13 protein-coding genes are annotated in these 15,649 nt (G+C 42.7%); 8 read left to right on the top strand and 5 right to left on the bottom strand.

Annotation, left to right across the window (positions count from 1 at the left end):
• Positions 1 to 266 precede the first annotated feature (266 nt).
• The 5 genes from ACMXYN_RS08755 to ACMXYN_RS08735 all read left to right on the top strand — a co-directional run bounded on the left by ACMXYN_RS08755 (position 267) and on the right by ACMXYN_RS08735 (position 8,184).
• Positions 267 to 2,144 (top strand): efflux RND transporter periplasmic adaptor subunit, encoded by a 1,878-nt coding sequence (locus ACMXYN_RS08755; protein WP_415894452.1) that lies wholly within the window; start codon positions 267 to 269, stop codon positions 2,142 to 2,144.
• A 12-nt stretch (positions 2,145 to 2,156) separates the two neighbouring features.
• Entirely contained in the window at positions 2,157 to 4,301 is a 2,145-nt protein-coding gene (locus ACMXYN_RS08750) for a hypothetical protein (protein WP_415894451.1), read from the top strand.
• Positions 4,302 to 4,401: 100 nt separating this feature from the next.
• On the top strand, positions 4,402 to 6,276 hold the full coding sequence (locus tag ACMXYN_RS08745) for a preprotein translocase subunit SecA (RefSeq protein ID WP_415894450.1): 1,875 nt from the start codon (positions 4,402 to 4,404) through the stop codon (positions 6,274 to 6,276).
• A gap of 9 nt (positions 6,277 to 6,285) precedes the next feature.
• Entirely contained in the window at positions 6,286 to 7,137 is an 852-nt protein-coding gene (locus ACMXYN_RS08740) for an efflux RND transporter periplasmic adaptor subunit (RefSeq protein WP_415894449.1), read from the top strand.
• A 252-nt stretch (positions 7,138 to 7,389) separates the two neighbouring features.
• Positions 7,390 to 8,184, top strand: coding sequence for a SapC family protein (locus tag ACMXYN_RS08735; RefSeq protein ID WP_415894448.1), 795 nt, complete (start codon positions 7,390 to 7,392; stop codon positions 8,182 to 8,184).
• 6 nt (positions 8,185 to 8,190) lie between these two features.
• Here ACMXYN_RS08735 and ACMXYN_RS08730 read toward each other — a convergent pair whose 3' ends face one another.
• Entirely contained in the window at positions 8,191 to 8,919 is a 729-nt protein-coding gene (locus ACMXYN_RS08730; protein WP_415894446.1) for an NrtR DNA-binding winged helix domain-containing protein, read from the bottom strand.
• Between the two features lie 136 nt (positions 8,920 to 9,055).
• Between ACMXYN_RS08730 and ACMXYN_RS08725 the strand changes: the two genes are divergently transcribed.
• Both ACMXYN_RS08725 and ACMXYN_RS08720 read left to right on the top strand, forming a co-directional pair.
• Complete coding sequence (locus tag ACMXYN_RS08725) at positions 9,056 to 10,111, top strand: bifunctional nicotinamide-nucleotide adenylyltransferase/Nudix hydroxylase (protein WP_415894444.1); 1,056 nt, start codon at positions 9,056 to 9,058, stop codon at positions 10,109 to 10,111.
• 187 nt (positions 10,112 to 10,298) lie between these two features.
• Entirely contained in the window at positions 10,299 to 11,681 is a 1,383-nt protein-coding gene (locus ACMXYN_RS08720) for a nicotinate phosphoribosyltransferase (protein WP_415894443.1), read from the top strand.
• Between the two features lie 442 nt (positions 11,682 to 12,123).
• Here ACMXYN_RS08720 and ACMXYN_RS08715 read toward each other — a convergent pair whose 3' ends face one another.
• The 4 genes from ACMXYN_RS08715 to ACMXYN_RS08700 all read right to left on the bottom strand — a co-directional run bounded on the left by ACMXYN_RS08715 (position 12,124) and on the right by ACMXYN_RS08700 (position 14,475).
• Entirely contained in the window at positions 12,124 to 12,405 is a 282-nt protein-coding gene (locus ACMXYN_RS08715) for a hypothetical protein (RefSeq protein WP_415894442.1), read from the bottom strand.
• A gap of 28 nt (positions 12,406 to 12,433) precedes the next feature.
• Positions 12,434 to 13,105, bottom strand: a complete 672-nt coding sequence (locus tag ACMXYN_RS08710; protein ID WP_415894441.1) for a response regulator — start codon at positions 13,103 to 13,105, stop codon at positions 12,434 to 12,436.
• 85 nt (positions 13,106 to 13,190) lie between these two features.
• Positions 13,191 to 13,640, bottom strand: coding sequence for a response regulator (locus tag ACMXYN_RS08705; RefSeq protein ID WP_415894440.1), 450 nt, complete (start codon positions 13,638 to 13,640; stop codon positions 13,191 to 13,193).
• 154 nt (positions 13,641 to 13,794) lie between these two features.
• Positions 13,795 to 14,475, bottom strand: a complete 681-nt coding sequence (locus ACMXYN_RS08700; protein ID WP_415894438.1) for a DNA-binding protein — start codon at positions 14,473 to 14,475, stop codon at positions 13,795 to 13,797.
• Between the two features lie 131 nt (positions 14,476 to 14,606).
• Between ACMXYN_RS08700 and gap the strand changes: the two genes are divergently transcribed.
• Complete coding sequence (gene gap / locus ACMXYN_RS08695) at positions 14,607 to 15,617, top strand: type I glyceraldehyde-3-phosphate dehydrogenase (RefSeq protein ID WP_415894437.1); 1,011 nt, start codon at positions 14,607 to 14,609, stop codon at positions 15,615 to 15,617.
• Positions 15,618 to 15,649 lie beyond the last annotated feature (32 nt).

Here is a 15,649-nt window from a genome sequence, read left to right as displayed (position 1 = left end):
CTGTTACATTCAGTATTACAAAAGCTATTTATCTAATTGTTTTAAAATAACTATTGGATAAATGGCTTTTTGTTTTTTGAGAGCTTTAAGATCCACGTCTATACTTTTTCTACAGCTAAGAATTCTAAACAGATACAGCAAAAAAATTGATAGCCAAATACTCTGTTTAGTTTGTGGGGGCTGATAATGTTTCATAAATCAGCTGTTGGCATTCAACTCCCTTAACCTCTACCAGTGCGCTTAGTCCATGTTAGGAAGGTTATATTGTGGGAACCGACGAATACCGAATCGAGCAACCAGAGGATGGTAGCCGAGATAAATCAGAAGCATCCGCCGTTTCTGACACATTTCTAAACCCTAATCACTGGGCCAAGCTCACACAAACAACCTCGCGAGAAGCCTACGTATCGACATGGCTTGCACTTCAATGCCAGTTGATCGAAGAAGTACATGCTGGCGTTGTAGTTATGGGCGAGCCAGAAGAAGGACCATATACCCCAATCGCTCATTGGCCAGAAGATAGCGAAGCTAGTTTTGATATGACAGTCGTGGCCGAGCTCGCTATGAGCGAAAGAAAAGGCTCAGTCAGATCAAGCAAATCATCTCATCATCACACATCGCTAGCTTACCCTTTACTGGTTGATGAACAGCTTTGCGGCGTGGTTGCTCTCGAAGTCAGCGAACGAAATCAAAGACAATTAAGTCTGGTTATGCGCCAACTCCAATGGGGCTGTGCATGGCTTGAAACGCTCGTTCGACAAACCACGCTAACTTCTAAAACCCGTTTAGCTTTGGCCCTTGAGTTAGTTGCAGTCAGTTTGGAATCCAAGCGTTTTCATGCCGCAGCGACCGCTTTTGTTACAGAACTAACATCCTGTATGGATTGTGAATGGGTAGGTATTGGTTTTTTAAAAGGTAAGCACATTAAATTGAGTGCATTTTCTCATAGCGCGGAATTTGAAGAGAAAAATAACTTAATGCGTCTGATCGCCAGAGCGATGGATGAAGCACTCGATCAACAAGCGCTATTAGTCTATCCAGCGCCTTCTGATACGTCCCCACGGGCACTCAGATCTCATGAAGACCTCGCAAGGCAAGATAGTGTCGGCCATATCTGTACGATTCCGATGGGAAATGCGGGTGATCCGATTGGCGGACTGACATTGGCCAGAGCTAAAGGCCAGAGTTTCACAGAAGATGAGATCGATTTCTGTCGGTATGTTGCGCTGCTCGTTGGCCCTGTATTAGATGCACGTAGAAGAGATGATCGCTGGATCGGCAGTAAGATGTGGGACTCGCTGACAGATACATTGCCGCTTTTTGTGCGAGAAGGACATACCGGTTTAAAACTCGCCCTTATTTCTACAATCTTCCTTGCTGTGTTCCTCAGCATTGCCGATGGAACCTACCGGGTATCTGCCAATGCCAGTTTAGAGGGCTCTATTCAACGCGCGATCACCGCCAAATTTACGGGTTACATATCAAAATCTGATATCAGAGCAGGTGATATCGTACAAAAAGGTGATCTTCTGTTTGCCATGGAAGATAAAGATCTGAAGTTAGAACGCGTTAAATGGAACAATCAAAAACAGCAGAGACAAAGGGAATATGTAGAAGCCCTAGCCAATGGTGATCGTGCACAGATGCGGATCCTCCGTGCCCAGAAAGATCAGGCGGATAGCCAGATAGCACTGATTGATACCCAGCTAAATAGAACAGCGGTCACAGCCCCCTTTGATGGTGTCATCGTCAGTGGTGATCTGAGTCAGATGTTAGGCGCGCCTGTAGAGCGAGGACAAGTGTTATTCGAGTTGGCGCCACTGAATAGCTATCGTGTCATTTTAAAAGTGGATGAGCGTGAATACTCTCAAGTCAAAGAGGGGCAGTTAGGCTCATTAAAACTAGCAAGCATGCCAAACCAGCTTTTGGATATGGTAATCGTTAAGAAAACACCTGTAGCGATTGCAGAGGATGGGCGTAACTATTTCCGAGTAGAAGCCTATATAGATGGAGGAATAGAAAGATTAAGGCCTGGTATGGAGGGGGTCGGCAAAGTAAATATAGAGCAGCGTAAACTAATCTGGATCTGGACCCACGAGTTTACAGAATGGGTAAGGTTTACAGTTTGGTCTTGGTGGCCGTAGGCGGAGAAGACTATGGCTGACAATCTATACAGTTCAATGTGGTACCGCGTAGCAGAGCTGAAACCACATATTCGTAGCCACACTCAAATCAATCGACATGAGTACCGTGGTCAGATCTGGTACATCATTAAGGAGCCATCGTCTGGGCAATATCATCGTTTCACCCCAGCTGCCTATCACTTTATAGGCTTGATGGACGGAGAGCGCACCGTAGACCAGATTTGGCAACTATTGGCTAAACAGCTGGGAGATGACGCACCTACACAAGATGAAACGATGCAGTTTCTCAGTCAGCTTCATATCGCAAATGTTCTCCAGACTGATGTAATTCCAGACAGCGAAGAGTTATTTAACCGCCACCAACGTCATGAAAAGGTTAAATGGAAGCAAAGGCTCATGTCGCCTTTAGCGCTTCGCTTTCCCTTATGGGATCCAGATAAATACTTAGCCAGAACACTGTATTTAACCAAACCTTTGTTTGGCCTTGGTGGTTTATTAATCTGGCTAAGCGTAATTATCGCTGGTGCTGTCCAAGCAGGTATTCATTGGTCCGATTTAACTGAAAACGCTATTGATCAGGCCATTACTTATAACAATATATTTTTACTTTGGCTGATCTACCCATTAGTTAAGGCCTTACACGAACTCGGGCATGCTTATGCGGCAAAGGTGTGGGGCGGTGAAGTCCATGAGATGGGCGTCATGTTGTTAGTTTTGATGCCCATACCTTACGTCGAGGCATCATCCGCAACCGCATTCCCGGAAAGGCATAAGCGCGTCGTAGTCAGCGCTGCAGGCATAATGGTCGAGCTGTTTTTAGCATCTATCGCTATGTTTGTTTGGTTAAACGTTGAAGCTGGCATCGTTAGAGCCATTGCATTCAATGTCATGCTGATTGGTGGTGTATCAACGCTGTTCTTTAACGGTAATCCATTACTGCGGTTTGATGGCTATTACATCATGTCAGACCTTATAGAGATGCCTAATCTGGCAACCCGCTCTAAAAAATATCTGGCATACTTAACTCAAAGATACCTATTTTCCGTTACCGATCAGCACTCACCAGCAGAACGCGGTGAAAGAGGGTGGTTAATCTTCTACGGGATCGCTTCTTTCGCTTATCGGATGTTTATCATGTTCGTCATCATCTTATTTATAGCGGGCGAACTATTCTTTATCGGTGTGTTGTTGGCTATCTGGGCGATAACAACCCAGTTGGTTCTGCCTTTATTCAAGATGCTGGATTTCTTATTTACCCATTCACGTCTCAAGCATAAACGATCCAAGGCCATTACTTATTCAGCTGTAGGGCTAGCCGGTTTGTTTATCATGCTATTTGTTATTCCAGCGCCTTCTAAAACCCTTGCTGAGGGCGTTATCTGGCTACCGGAAAAATCCCATGTTCGAATGCAAGTGGATGGTTTTGTTGAAGAACTATTGGTTTACCAAAATACGATCGTTCAGGAGGGTCAGCCATTAATTCAATCTCACGATCCCTTTCTTGAAGCTCAATCGGTGCTTCTTAAAGCACAAAGAAGGGAGTTAGAAGCACGTTTAGTGCAGTTACAGTTTGCCAATCGCTCCCAAGCGCTGGTGATTAGAAAAGAAATTGAAAGCCTTGAGGCAGAGCAAAGCAGAATTCAAGAACAACTTGAGTCCCTCACCGTCTACAGTGGTGCGACAGGTTTGTTTATTGTTCCTTCAGCGATCGACTTGCCCGGACGATTTATGAACCGAGGCGATATTATTGGTTACGTACTCGAACCTACAACCACACGTATCCGAACGGTTGTCAGTCAAAATCAAATCGGACTAGTAAGGAATAGAACTGAAAAAGTAGATGCATGGATAGAGAGTGCAGACAAACTTCCGCAAGAAGCAAAGATAGAGAGAGAGGTACCAGGAGGAATTTTCAAATTACCGTCTAAAGCGTTAGGCAGCACCGGAGGAGGTAAGTTTCCTGTCGATCTCAGTGACCCAGATGGCTTAAAAACGTTAGAACGTTTCTTTCAATTTGATCTGCTTCTCCCAGATATTGAAGAGATAGGAAATATAGGAGGTCGTGTAAATGTGCGATTTGATCATGGTTACGAGCCATTGGCTTTTCAATGGTACAGACAACTCAAACAGTTGCTGTTGAGTCGTTTTGAAATCTAGCGCCTCACTTCGACCTGGTGTAATTCTGGGGCATTACCCTCAGAAGGCCTCCTGCCAAAGCAGCAGGCTGGACCGTATTGCTTCGCAAATAGAAGGGAGCTTGCGTCAGCTTGTCCCTGAGTTAAAAGAGAAACACTTCGATAGTTTTATCACGCAAGTTAACTGTCATTCAGAGCCATTAACGGCAATGAGCGATGAACAGCTGGAAAATGTATGTAGAGAACTAAAGGAATCTCTAAGTGTAGGTGGGCTGACTGATGATTCGACCGCCCACTGCTTTGCCCTTATTCGTGAGGTTGCTGAAAGAACCTTAGGACTTAGGCATTTTAATACCCAACTAATGGGTGGCTGGGCCATGATTAAAGGCAAGATAGCCGAAATGCAGACAGGTGAAGGTAAAACATTAACAGCAACACTGCCTGCGTGCACAGCTGCCCTAAGCGGAATTCCTGTGCATATCATTACAGTTAATGATTACTTAGCACAAAGGGATTCAGAATGGATGGGGCCGATCTATAAAAAACTAGGCCTTAGCGTTGGTTTAATTAGTGAAGGGATGACACCTGAGCAACGCCGCAGTGCATATGAATGTGATGTCACTTACTGCACCAATAAGCAACTTGTATTCGACTATCTTAAGGATCGAATAGTTATGGGCCATAACAGCGGACGCCTCCGGTATGAATTGGATGATCTCTGCAATGATGGAAAGCAGCAGGGCAATGTTCTGCTAAGGGGATTATGTTTCGCCATTGTTGATGAAGCCGATTCTGTCTTAGTAGATGAAGCTAAAACGCCCCTAATTATTTCGAAACAAACCGACAATCACAAAGAGTCGCAGATCTACGAACAAGCTTTGGAGATGGCTGCCGAACTGGAGCCTACGGAAGACTTTAAGCTCATAGATCAAGAACGGGCCATTGAGCTTACCAAGAATGGTAAAGCCAAACTTGATAGCTTTGGCGATACCTTAGGTGGCTTATGGAGAGGTAAAAAAAGGCGCGAAAATATAGTTAGGCAAGCACTGAGCGCTTTAAATTATTTTATCAAAGACACTCATTATCTGGTTAAAGACGGAAAAGTTCTGATTATTGATGAATATACAGGTCGTGTTATGCCCGATCGATCATGGGAACAAGGGCTTCACCAACTGATAGAAGCCAAAGAAGGTTGCCCAATATCTTCACAACCAGAGACATTAGCACGCATAAGCTACCAACGCTTTTTTAGACGCTACCTGCACTTAGCTGGCATGACCGGTACTGCAAAAGAGATCACCGGTGAGTTATGGGCTGTGTACGGTTTGGGCACTATGGTCATTCCATCAAATAAGCCACAGATCAGAAAGAACATGGGGTGGCGAGTGTACGTAAATAATGACCTTAAAAACAACGCCATACTAACTCGAATTTATCAGATGAGAACTGAGGGTAGACCGGTTTTGGTAGGCACACGGTCTGTAGCAGCATCTGAAAATCTTAGTGAGTTATTACAAGAGCTCGATATACCACACAAAGTCCTGAACGCACGGCAGGACCTGAATGAAGCAGAAATCATCGCCCAAGCAGGCATGAAAGGTCGTGTAACTGTCGCAACTAATATGGCTGGTCGTGGTACAGATATCCATTTAGAAGAAGGCGTTGTCGATTTAGGCGGCCTGCATGTCATTGCAACAGAACAACATGAAGCCAGCCGAATTGATCGGCAGTTATTTGGTCGTTCCGCCAGACAGGGTGATCCTGGAAGTTACGAATATATATTGTCTTTAGAAGATGAAATTATGACTAAATTCAGCCCTAAATGGATTTGGAGCCTACAATCACATACAGCATCCCCTAAAAGCCACTTCAGAAAGATAAGCGTCTTGATCTCACAAAAGATCGCTGAGTATAGGCACGCGCAAGTTAGAAAAGAGCTGCTTCGAATCGATGAACATTTAGGGAATATGTTGTCATATTCCGGCCAACAGGAATAAGGATAATTTATGAAAAGCCTCTTGCTCCACTTGGGAATACTCTTGGCTATAAGCCAAATACCGAGTTCATATGCAGATGATAAATTGGAAGGCTTCGATTGCCTCATTAAGCCTCATTCATTAGCCGATGTGAGTACTAGGGAGCAAGGTGTAGTTGAAGCGCTATTAGTTGATCGGGGCGATCTAATCACTATGGGTCAAGAGATAGCCAAGCTAGACGCAGATATTGAGGAAGTAACGGTTAAATTGGCAAAAGCCAGAGCAAGCATTACAGCTGAGGTATCTGAAAGGAGAGCAGATCTAAACTTCGCTAGTAGAGAGCTTTCAAGAATCAAAGAGCTACATAAAAAGAGAGCAATTTCAGCGCAGCTATTAGATGAAGCTCGCACAAATTATTCTAAAACAAACTTACAGCTTAAACAGGCTATAAACAGACAGGCTATAGCAGAAATTGAGCTAGAACGAGCTGAAAAATTTTATGAAAGAAGAATTATTAGAAGTCCATTAAATGGAATCGTCGTAGATAGAAAGATCTCATTAGGAGAATCCGTAGATAATCGTCCCATTCTTCAAGTCGCTGAAGTAGATCCGCTGAATGTGGAATTGATCGTCCCAGTCGATTTTTACGGGCAAATCACTGTAGGAATGGAAGCTACGGTTCTTCCAGAATATCCCGGAGCTAAAGATCACCCTGCAGAAGTTGCCGTGGTCGATAAGATTGTTGATCCTGCCAGCGATACGTTTGGGGTCCGATTAGAACTATCAAACCCAGGACTGACTATTCCGAGCGGTGTGAGATGCAACATCACATTCAATCCAAATGAACCTGAGGCTATCTCCGCTGTTGATACATCTGAATAGCGCTGTTTGAGCTGGATTTTCAGAATATTTATAAGAGAACATAAGCACAAAGAATAACCAATAATTAAAGGCAAATGACCTGACTAAAGCTTATCTTCAGCTATAGTTATCGAGGGCCACAAAACAATAATTACAAGATGTTCCCTACGGCATAAAAACGGACGTTTCTAACGTTAAAACACTCTGCTGCCGTTTGTGATGATTATTAATGGCCCATTGCCATTCACAAATCAATATCACGGAGGGAATGTCGTGAGTAAGCAATTGTTGTTTTATACAAATGCAGTGCCTGTTTCCAGTACCAAACATCGCGATTGGTCAGTCAAAATCGGTAAAAATTACGAATACGCTAAACTGACCAACTCAGTTCCACTAATGGCTGTAGAATTTCCGAATGCAGCCCAAGAATATCCTATAGTTTTCGCTCAAGCTGGCTCAGATGTACTCCCTGTTGCCATATTAGGCGTATCAGATGAACGAAATATGTTTGTTGATGATGAAGGGAACTGGAAAGCTAAGTATATCCCGGCCTTCGTACGTCGCTATCCTTTCGTCTTTTCGACCACAGACGACGGCGGAACATTGATGCTATGTATTGATGAAAGCTTTACTGGCTTTAATCAGGAAGGTGTTGGGGAACGGTTATTCGATGCGGAAGGGCAAAGAACACAATACCTAAACGGGGTTTTATCCTTTGTCGAAGAATACCAAGCACACTTTAAGCGTACGCAAGTCTTTGCAAATAAACTTAAAGAGTTAGATCTATTTGAACCAATGCAAGCCAAAGTCGCTTTAGATACCGGCCAACAAATGTCTTTGACAGGTTTTTTAGGTATTAACCGCGCAAAACTAAACGCACTACCTGGCGATACGCTATCTGAGTTGGCACAAAGTGGAGAGCTGGAGATGATCTACATCCATCTCCAATCTATGAAAAACTTCTCACTTATGATTGATCTCGCAAAGAGTTCAGACAGCGACGAACTACCAACACCCGTGCCACCGTTAGATGCAAATGAACCTAATGAAGGGGAATCGTTAAATTAAATATACTTAATCGTTAAACGCTCGGGTAAATAAATGTTCTTCAGAACCAGGGGCGGGGATATAAAGGGCTGCAGGACGGCCTTTCCCGCCTTCAGGTTTACCTTCTCCTACCTCTTTTAATAGTTCGGCATTAGCCATACGACGTCTAAAGGATTTCTTCTCTAGTTTTTTATCCATCAGGATTTCAAAGGCCTGCTGTAATTGCGTCAGTGAAAAAGGCGCTCTAATAATATGAATGGGCAGCACAGTATAGGCGGTTTTATTCTTCAGCCTTTCCCTGGCAGTATTGATTAGAACATGGTGATCAAATGCAAGGTCTAGCCCTGAAATCTCGTTAATCGGCCACCATTGGGCATCTGAAACGGCTTCAACAAAGCTTTCTGTTGGTGCATAAGGAATTAAAGCCATATACAGCGTAGTCACAGACCAGCCACGGGGATCACGTGATGCATTACCAATAGTACTGACTTGCTCAAGATGCGGTGCATTTACGCCTGTTTTACTCAAAAGCTTACGTTTAGCCGTAATCTCAATAGTTGAGTCTTCTTTTAAGTCTACAAAACCACCGGGTAGAGACCATTTTCCAACTTCTGGAACTTGAGCACGCTGAACGAGTAAGATCTTTAGCTGATTTTCATGCAATGTATAAATAGCGACATCTACCGAATAGATCGGAATATCAAATTGCTTAGTATCGTACTGACTTAAGTAAGCTTGATCTTCAGTAAATTTCATAATTTCTTAAAAACTCGCAGCAAAAGTTGACTTTGGTGGCATAAAGCCAATAATAAAAGGGCGTAGCAAAATACGCAACACAGATTCTGATGGGAAAGACCTGTCAGCTAACATATAACGGCAAGGAGCTTGCTGTATGCAAAATAGATATGACTTTGCGGTCTTTATTGGCCGATTTCAGCCTTTTCACAATGGACACTTACAGGTAGTGCGCGAAGGATTAGCCGCGGCGGATAAACTTATTGTATTAATCGGTTCTGCTTGGCAGGCAAGAAATCCACGAAACCCATGGAATCACTTCGAACGAGAACAGATGATCAGGGCATGCCTGAGCGAAACAGATAACGAACGATTAATCTGCTTACCTCTAATGGATGTTCCTTATAACGATGATCTTTGGGTTCGAAATGTGCAAGCCACAGTAAATGGCTCGGTTACTGCACATCACACCAAGCCACATCAACCTGCTTCGATTGCTTTAATTGGACACAAAAAAGACCACACTGGTTTTTACCTGAACCTTTTCCCTCAATGGAAAAACATTAGCGTTGAAAACTATGCAGGGATTAGTGCAACTCCAATTAGAGAGCAATATTTTAGCCCATTAATCAATGAGTTACTTAAAACTAGTAATAACGAACTTTTACCTAGTTCGATTAGTAAGTGGCTAAGTGATTTTGCTGATAGCAATGAAGCCTACCAACAAATCGCTGATGAAATTGGCTTTGTACAAAAATATAAACAAGCGTGGGAAGCAGCCCCGTATGCACCGACATTTGTTACAGTCGATGCTGTTGTAATCCAATCAGGTCATATTCTTCTGGTAGAAAGAAAGGCAAATCCAGGGAAGGGGTTATGGGCCTTACCGGGAGGATTTGTTGATCAGAATGAACGTCTTTTAGATGCTTGTTTACGAGAGCTTCGTGAAGAAACTCGATTAAAAGTACCAAGCCCTGTGCTTAAAGGATCGATAAAACGTCAAGAAGTGTTTGATGAACCTAACCGTTCTGCCAGAGGCCGAACCATAACACACGCTTTTCATATTGATCTAGAACCAAACTCTGCGCTTCCTAAAGTCAAAGGAAGTGACGATGCCAAGTATGCTCGTTGGATTCCTCTAGGTGATTTAAAGCCAGAAGAGATGTTTGAAGATCACTATTTCATAATCCAAGAACTACTCGGAACAAGCTAAAAACAAACGAATTTATACATAGAAAATAATTGTTGATTTATAAGTGGCTATAGGCCACTATGTAGTCATTAAGTGATTGCAAATCACTTAAATATTCAAAATAGGTGAGCAGGGATTCTGCTTACTATGAGTAAAACAGTATTGGATAGACCGATGCTGTCACACATAAGACAGGAGGAACTCCGTCATGAAAAACCTAATACTTAATACAGATTCCTACAAAACGTCACACTACGTTCAATATCCTCAAGGTACAGAATTCGTATCTAGCTATATTGAATCTCGCGGTGGTGTTTATGCTAATACGATTGTATTTGGCCTTCAGGCATTCATAAAAGCCTATCTAAGCAAGCCTGTCACGAAAGAAGATATAGACGAGGCGGAGGTAGTTCTTACAGCGCACGGCGTTCCTTTTAACCGTGATGGCTGGGAATATATTTTGAGTGCCTACGATGGTTATCTACCTCTAGAGATTCAGTCAGTACCAGAAGGCACGTTATTACCGACCAATAACGTTATGGTTCAGGTCAAAAATACCGATCCTAAATGTGCATGGTTAACGAGTTATATAGAAACAGCATTACTAAGGGCCATTTGGTATCCAACAACCGTAGCGACAGTCTCTAAAAGCTGTAAAGAGATTATCAAAAGGTACATGGAAGAAACTACTGATAGCACTGATGGTCTTACATTTAAGTTACACGATTTCGGTGCCAGAGGCGCAAGTTCAGAAGAATCTTCAGCGCTAGGCGCAGTTGCTCACTTAGTGAATTTTATGGGCACTGACACAGTATCAGGCTTATTAGCAGCTAAGCGTTATTACGGTGCCGATATGGCTGGATTCTCGATTCCTGCAGCAGAACACAGCACAATCACAAGCTGGGGCAAGCCAAATGAATCAGCAGCCTATAAAAACATGCTTAAACAATTTGGTGGTAGAGGTAAGCTACTGGCCGTAGTAAGTGACTCATACAATCTATGGAATGCCATCGATAATATCTGGGGTGATGAACTCATCGAAGATGTTAAGAATATGGAAGGAACATTAGTTGTTCGCCCAGACTCTGGTGATCCGGTTGAAATCGTTTCAGAAACGATTGAGCGTCTAATGGCCAAGTTCGGTAGCCGCTATAACAGCAAAGGTTACCGAGTGTTACCAGATTGCATTAGAGTCATACAAGGTGACGGTGTAAATCTAGAATCTATTGCAGCTATTCTAGAGGCATTGAAGATTCGTAAGATAAGTACCGAGAATATCGCTTTTGGTATGGGTGGTGAGCTTTTACAAAAAGTAAATCGCGATACCCAGAAGTTTGCGATGAAGGCATCAGCAATACAGATCAATGGAGAATGGCAGGATGTATATAAAGATCCGATCACTGATCCAGGCAAACGATCTAAACGAGGACGCTTAGCGCTTATTAAAAATGCTAATAACAATTTCTTAACCATTCGAGAAGATGAACTAGGTGCAATGAACAATGAACTAATCACTGTTTATCGCAATGGTGATCTTTTAAAAGAATGGTCCTTTGAAGAGATTCGTGAACTAGCAGAACAACAGTCCTAATATATTTCTATCTACTTACCGAAAGAGCAGCGTGCGCTACGTTGCTCTTTACGGTACTTAGCTCCCAAATTTTCATTTTGCGAAGCTCTCCGCGCAATAATTTTAGCTCCGCATATAAGGTTATATGTTCAATATGCATCTACACAAAGTAGGCGATAAGCATAGCTACATACACAAACATCCTATTTAACATAATATATATTATGCGTATTTATAAATTAAGCAATGATGGGGCTTATGAACCTTGCAAGCACTTGCTTATAAATAGACAAAAGCAGCTATAAAGAGCTCAAATTTGATAGAAATATAAAGCCAGAAAGCACTAATGATATTACCGCCTCAATGCTTTAATTTGCAGCGATAAGCACCTGGCTCTCAACTAGATAAAGGATTTGATTGCGATACAAAATTGGAAGCATGAGAGAAAAATAAGGCAAGCAATCTATGAATGTGTAATGGGTATTTCAGCTGATTGGTAGCTACACAATAGCGCTGGATGAAGGTTTATGAGCTCGCCTGTCACATCGGACTCGACGATTAAAATGGATGGCTCTGGTGCCATGCAATGCATTTTAGCCAGAACCTCATAAGGCTGGTATTTATGGAGCTTGCAGCTGTTGGATTCGTATAGATCAGCATCAAGCATAACGCTATCGCCTACGGAAATTTCATTCCAAAGAAACTCGGTTTCTAGGTGCAGCTCTGTAAAGTCCAGTACGCTCATATCGGCAACCTCGTTTAAGAGAGTTACCTTAAGCTTGGACGATGTTGTGACGAATTGCGAGGTGAACTAGCTCAGAATTGTTACTGATTTTAAGTTTTCTGAAGATATTTGTGCGATGAGCGTGAATGGTTTTAGGGCTCAAAAACATCTCTTCAGCGACAATAGCCACTGTGCGACCCTCAGCCAGCAACGAAAATATCTGCAACTCACGCTTTGTAAGACTACCTAGAGATGATTCGCCTGAAGAGTCCCCATTAATCCGAGAGCGAATCTCTTCGGTAATATACTCCTCACCCTTATGGATAGCCTTTACGGCCTCTAAGAGTTCATCAGGAGCGCATCTTTTAGTTAAAAAGCCTTTGGCGCCAGCATTTACTACGTGGGCAGGAAAAGGATCTGTCTCCATTGCAGTTAATACAAGCACCTTTGCTTTTGGATCCCGAGAGATAATACGTCGAATTGCTTCAAGGCCACCATTAAGATTATTAGAAGCCGTCTCTTCAGAACTTGAATCTGCTGGCATATTCAGATCCATAATCACGACATCAGGCTTATATTGTGAGTACATCTCACAAGCTGATTGACCGTTATCCGCCTCCCCTACAATTTCAATGCTTTCGTCAGATATCAGCAAGCGCTGAAATCCAGCCCTAACCAAAGGGTGATCGTCTACAAGCAAAATCTTAATTGGGGTCGACATACTCGCTTCCTAATAACCAGGTTGCCAATAGATATTTAAGCTGAAGTTTCCGGCCTAATTATCTGATTTATATTTATTTATTATTCTATATATCACTTGAAGGCGCTATTGCATCAGCACCTTTGTATACATCAAAGCTCTCAACATCCATAGCCCCAGCATTTGCAATTTCTTCAACTGGGATGTGTGCAGGCAAAGCAACTAACTCGTCACTATAACCAACGAGTTGGACGCCTTCTTTCTTACAATGCCTAAGCACCTTCTCCAGCGCCTTAACAACCGCCACCTGCCTACCATTAAGCTGTTCGCGCGCTATTCTTGGGTCTTTTGGCTTGCTCGTTACTTGCTTAATTGCATAGCCATCATCATCCAAAAGCTGAATCGTTACATTCTTTAGCTTTTCTTTCAGAAGAAGAGCTTTGGCTTGCTTGAAATCTTGCTCACCATTACAGCACACAGCATCTTGAGGACCACACTGATGCAAAGCATCAATAATTTCTTGATCCTGCGCCGATTCTCTTAAAACTATATCCATTTCAGATATTTACCTATAAATAGATAGAAATTAGTTTACCAGTAGTAAGCACTAGTTTATTAAAGATGCGGCCAGCAAGCCATGAATCAATTTTGCACAAAGCTTAATGAAGATTAACATCGTTAATAATATATAGCATCACTACTTTAGGATTCTAAGATGCCGTTAGCATTTGCTTTAATTTTATTACCTCTAGCTGCAGCTCGGCCTTTTCGCCCGCAAGGGCATCAATTGCCCTGTTAAGCCTCTTATTCTCCTCTTGGAGGGTGCGATTCTCCACTTGAACTTCAATATATTGATCGATATTGGAGCTACCCTCAGACATTATCTCTGCCTGCTTGAGCTCTCTAGTAAGGCGAGATATCTCTGAGTGACTCTCGATAAGCCTTGTTTCGCACTCTGCGATTTTTAGCAGCCCGTCACTCTTCTCATTTGAGAGTCTCTCATTATCTTGCAGCAATCGAAGGCATTGCGCCCTCAGCTCCTTTAACTCACCATGATCAGCAGTAGAGACTTGAGACAACTTTCTAGCCCTGTCAGCAAATTCACTTTCCATTGCGCTTCTTTGTGAATCGAGCTCCTTATTAGCATAAGCAAGCGCTTGCAACCAAAGTTTGTTAGCAGTACTGGCAACAGGCTCTGGAATGCTTGGGTTTCGCTCAGCCTCATCAAGACGCAGCCCGAGCTCAGACCACCAAACATTTAGTGCTTTGTTTATCGTCGTAATTGAACCCGTTCCAATTCGATCTCTAATGTTTTGCTGCGTGGGCTTTATACCTTCACGCAAAAGCTTGTCTGCAGCTTCTTTTACCAAATCCTGCGTATTCTGTTTCATATAATATTCAATATGTATCAAATGATACATATTATTATATCCGCACACTGCTTTGTTTCAAATTTTATATTGCCGGAAACACTAGATGAGCTACGCTAAAAGTAACCCTAACTGCATGATAAGGAAGTACTATGAAAGCAAAAATAGCAATCAACGGTTACGGCAGAATAGGCAGAAATATCCTTAGAGCCTTTTATGAATCCCACTTGAACGACAACTTACAGATAGTTGCCATCAACGACCTTTGCGATCCTCAGGTAAATGCACACCTAACCCAATACGACAGTATTCACGGTCGATTTAGACACGATGTTATTGTTGAGAATGACGCCCTAATCATTAATGGCGATGCCATAAAGGTATTTAGAGAAAAAAACACAAGCACCCTACCCTGGGCTGAGCTTGATATAGACATTGTATTTGAATGCACCGGCCTATTTACCGCTAGAGATTTAGCCTCAAAACACATAGAAGCAGGCGCTAAAAAAGTATTAATTTCAGCACCTTCCAAAAATGCAGACGCATGCGTTGTTTACGGCGTAAACCAAGATACCATTCAGCCTCATCACACCATCATCTCCAACGCATCATGCACAACCAACTGCCTTGCACCATTAGCTAAGATAATTAACAGCCATTTAGGTATTGAATCAGGCTTAATGACAACTATCCACGCTTATACCAATGACCAACACTTAATGGACGCCTTTAGCGGTGACTTATACAGAGCAAGATCAGCTGCTAGCTCCATGATCCCAACCAAGACAGGCGCTGCTGCGGCTGTAGGACTAGTTTTGCCCGAACTAGAAGGAAAACTATCAGGCATGGCCATCCGCGTTCCCACCTCAAACGTATCTCTCGTTGATCTCAGTGCAACAGTAAAGAATCAGTGCTCAGCAGGCGAGTTAAATGATTTGATCCAAAGAGAAGCAGATAAGAACTACACAGGCATCGTTGCATGCAATCATGAACCCCTAGTATCCATCGATTTCAACCATAGGCCTGAGTCCTGTATTTTCGATGCCACCCAAACCATGACACATGAAAATACTATTAAAGTTTTTGCCTGGTATGACAATGAATGGGGCTTCTCAAATCGAATGCTTGATACAGCCCAGCTAATCCACCAAATCTCAAATTAGTACAGCCATAAAAACTAAGCCCTTCATGCTTA

It is taken from the genome of Neptuniibacter sp. PT8_73, from assembly GCF_047778045.1.
Taxonomy (GTDB): Bacteria; Pseudomonadota; Gammaproteobacteria; order Pseudomonadales; family Balneatricaceae; genus Neptuniibacter.
The sequence above is the reverse complement of the archived record's forward strand: the minus strand, read 5'-3'. Positions and strand labels throughout refer to the sequence as shown.

What these genes read in the sequence shown, in the direction of transcription:
- ACMXYN_RS08750 (WP_415894451.1), top strand. Translation starts at nt 2,157, where the DNA reads ATGGCTGACAATCTATACAGTTCAATGTGGTACCGCGTAGCAGAGCTG.
- ACMXYN_RS08740 (WP_415894449.1), top strand. Translation starts at nt 6,286, where the DNA reads ATGAAAAGCCTCTTGCTCCACTTGGGAATACTCTTGGCTATAAGCCAA.
- ACMXYN_RS08730 (WP_415894446.1), bottom strand. Translation starts at nt 8,919, where the DNA reads ATGAAATTTACTGAAGATCAAGCTTACTTAAGTCAGTACGATACTAAG.
- ACMXYN_RS08725 (WP_415894444.1), top strand. Translation starts at nt 9,056, where the DNA reads ATGCAAAATAGATATGACTTTGCGGTCTTTATTGGCCGATTTCAGCCT.
- ACMXYN_RS08720 (WP_415894443.1), top strand. Translation starts at nt 10,299, where the DNA reads ATGAAAAACCTAATACTTAATACAGATTCCTACAAAACGTCACACTAC.
- ACMXYN_RS08715 (WP_415894442.1), bottom strand. Translation starts at nt 12,405, where the DNA reads ATGAGCGTACTGGACTTTACAGAGCTGCACCTAGAAACCGAGTTTCTT.
- ACMXYN_RS08710 (WP_415894441.1), bottom strand. Translation starts at nt 13,105, where the DNA reads ATGTCGACCCCAATTAAGATTTTGCTTGTAGACGATCACCCTTTGGTT.
- ACMXYN_RS08705 (WP_415894440.1), bottom strand. Translation starts at nt 13,640, where the DNA reads ATGGATATAGTTTTAAGAGAATCGGCGCAGGATCAAGAAATTATTGAT.
- ACMXYN_RS08700 (WP_415894438.1), bottom strand. Translation starts at nt 14,475, where the DNA reads ATGAAACAGAATACGCAGGATTTGGTAAAAGAAGCTGCAGACAAGCTT.
- gap (WP_415894437.1), top strand. Translation starts at nt 14,607, where the DNA reads ATGAAAGCAAAAATAGCAATCAACGGTTACGGCAGAATAGGCAGAAAT.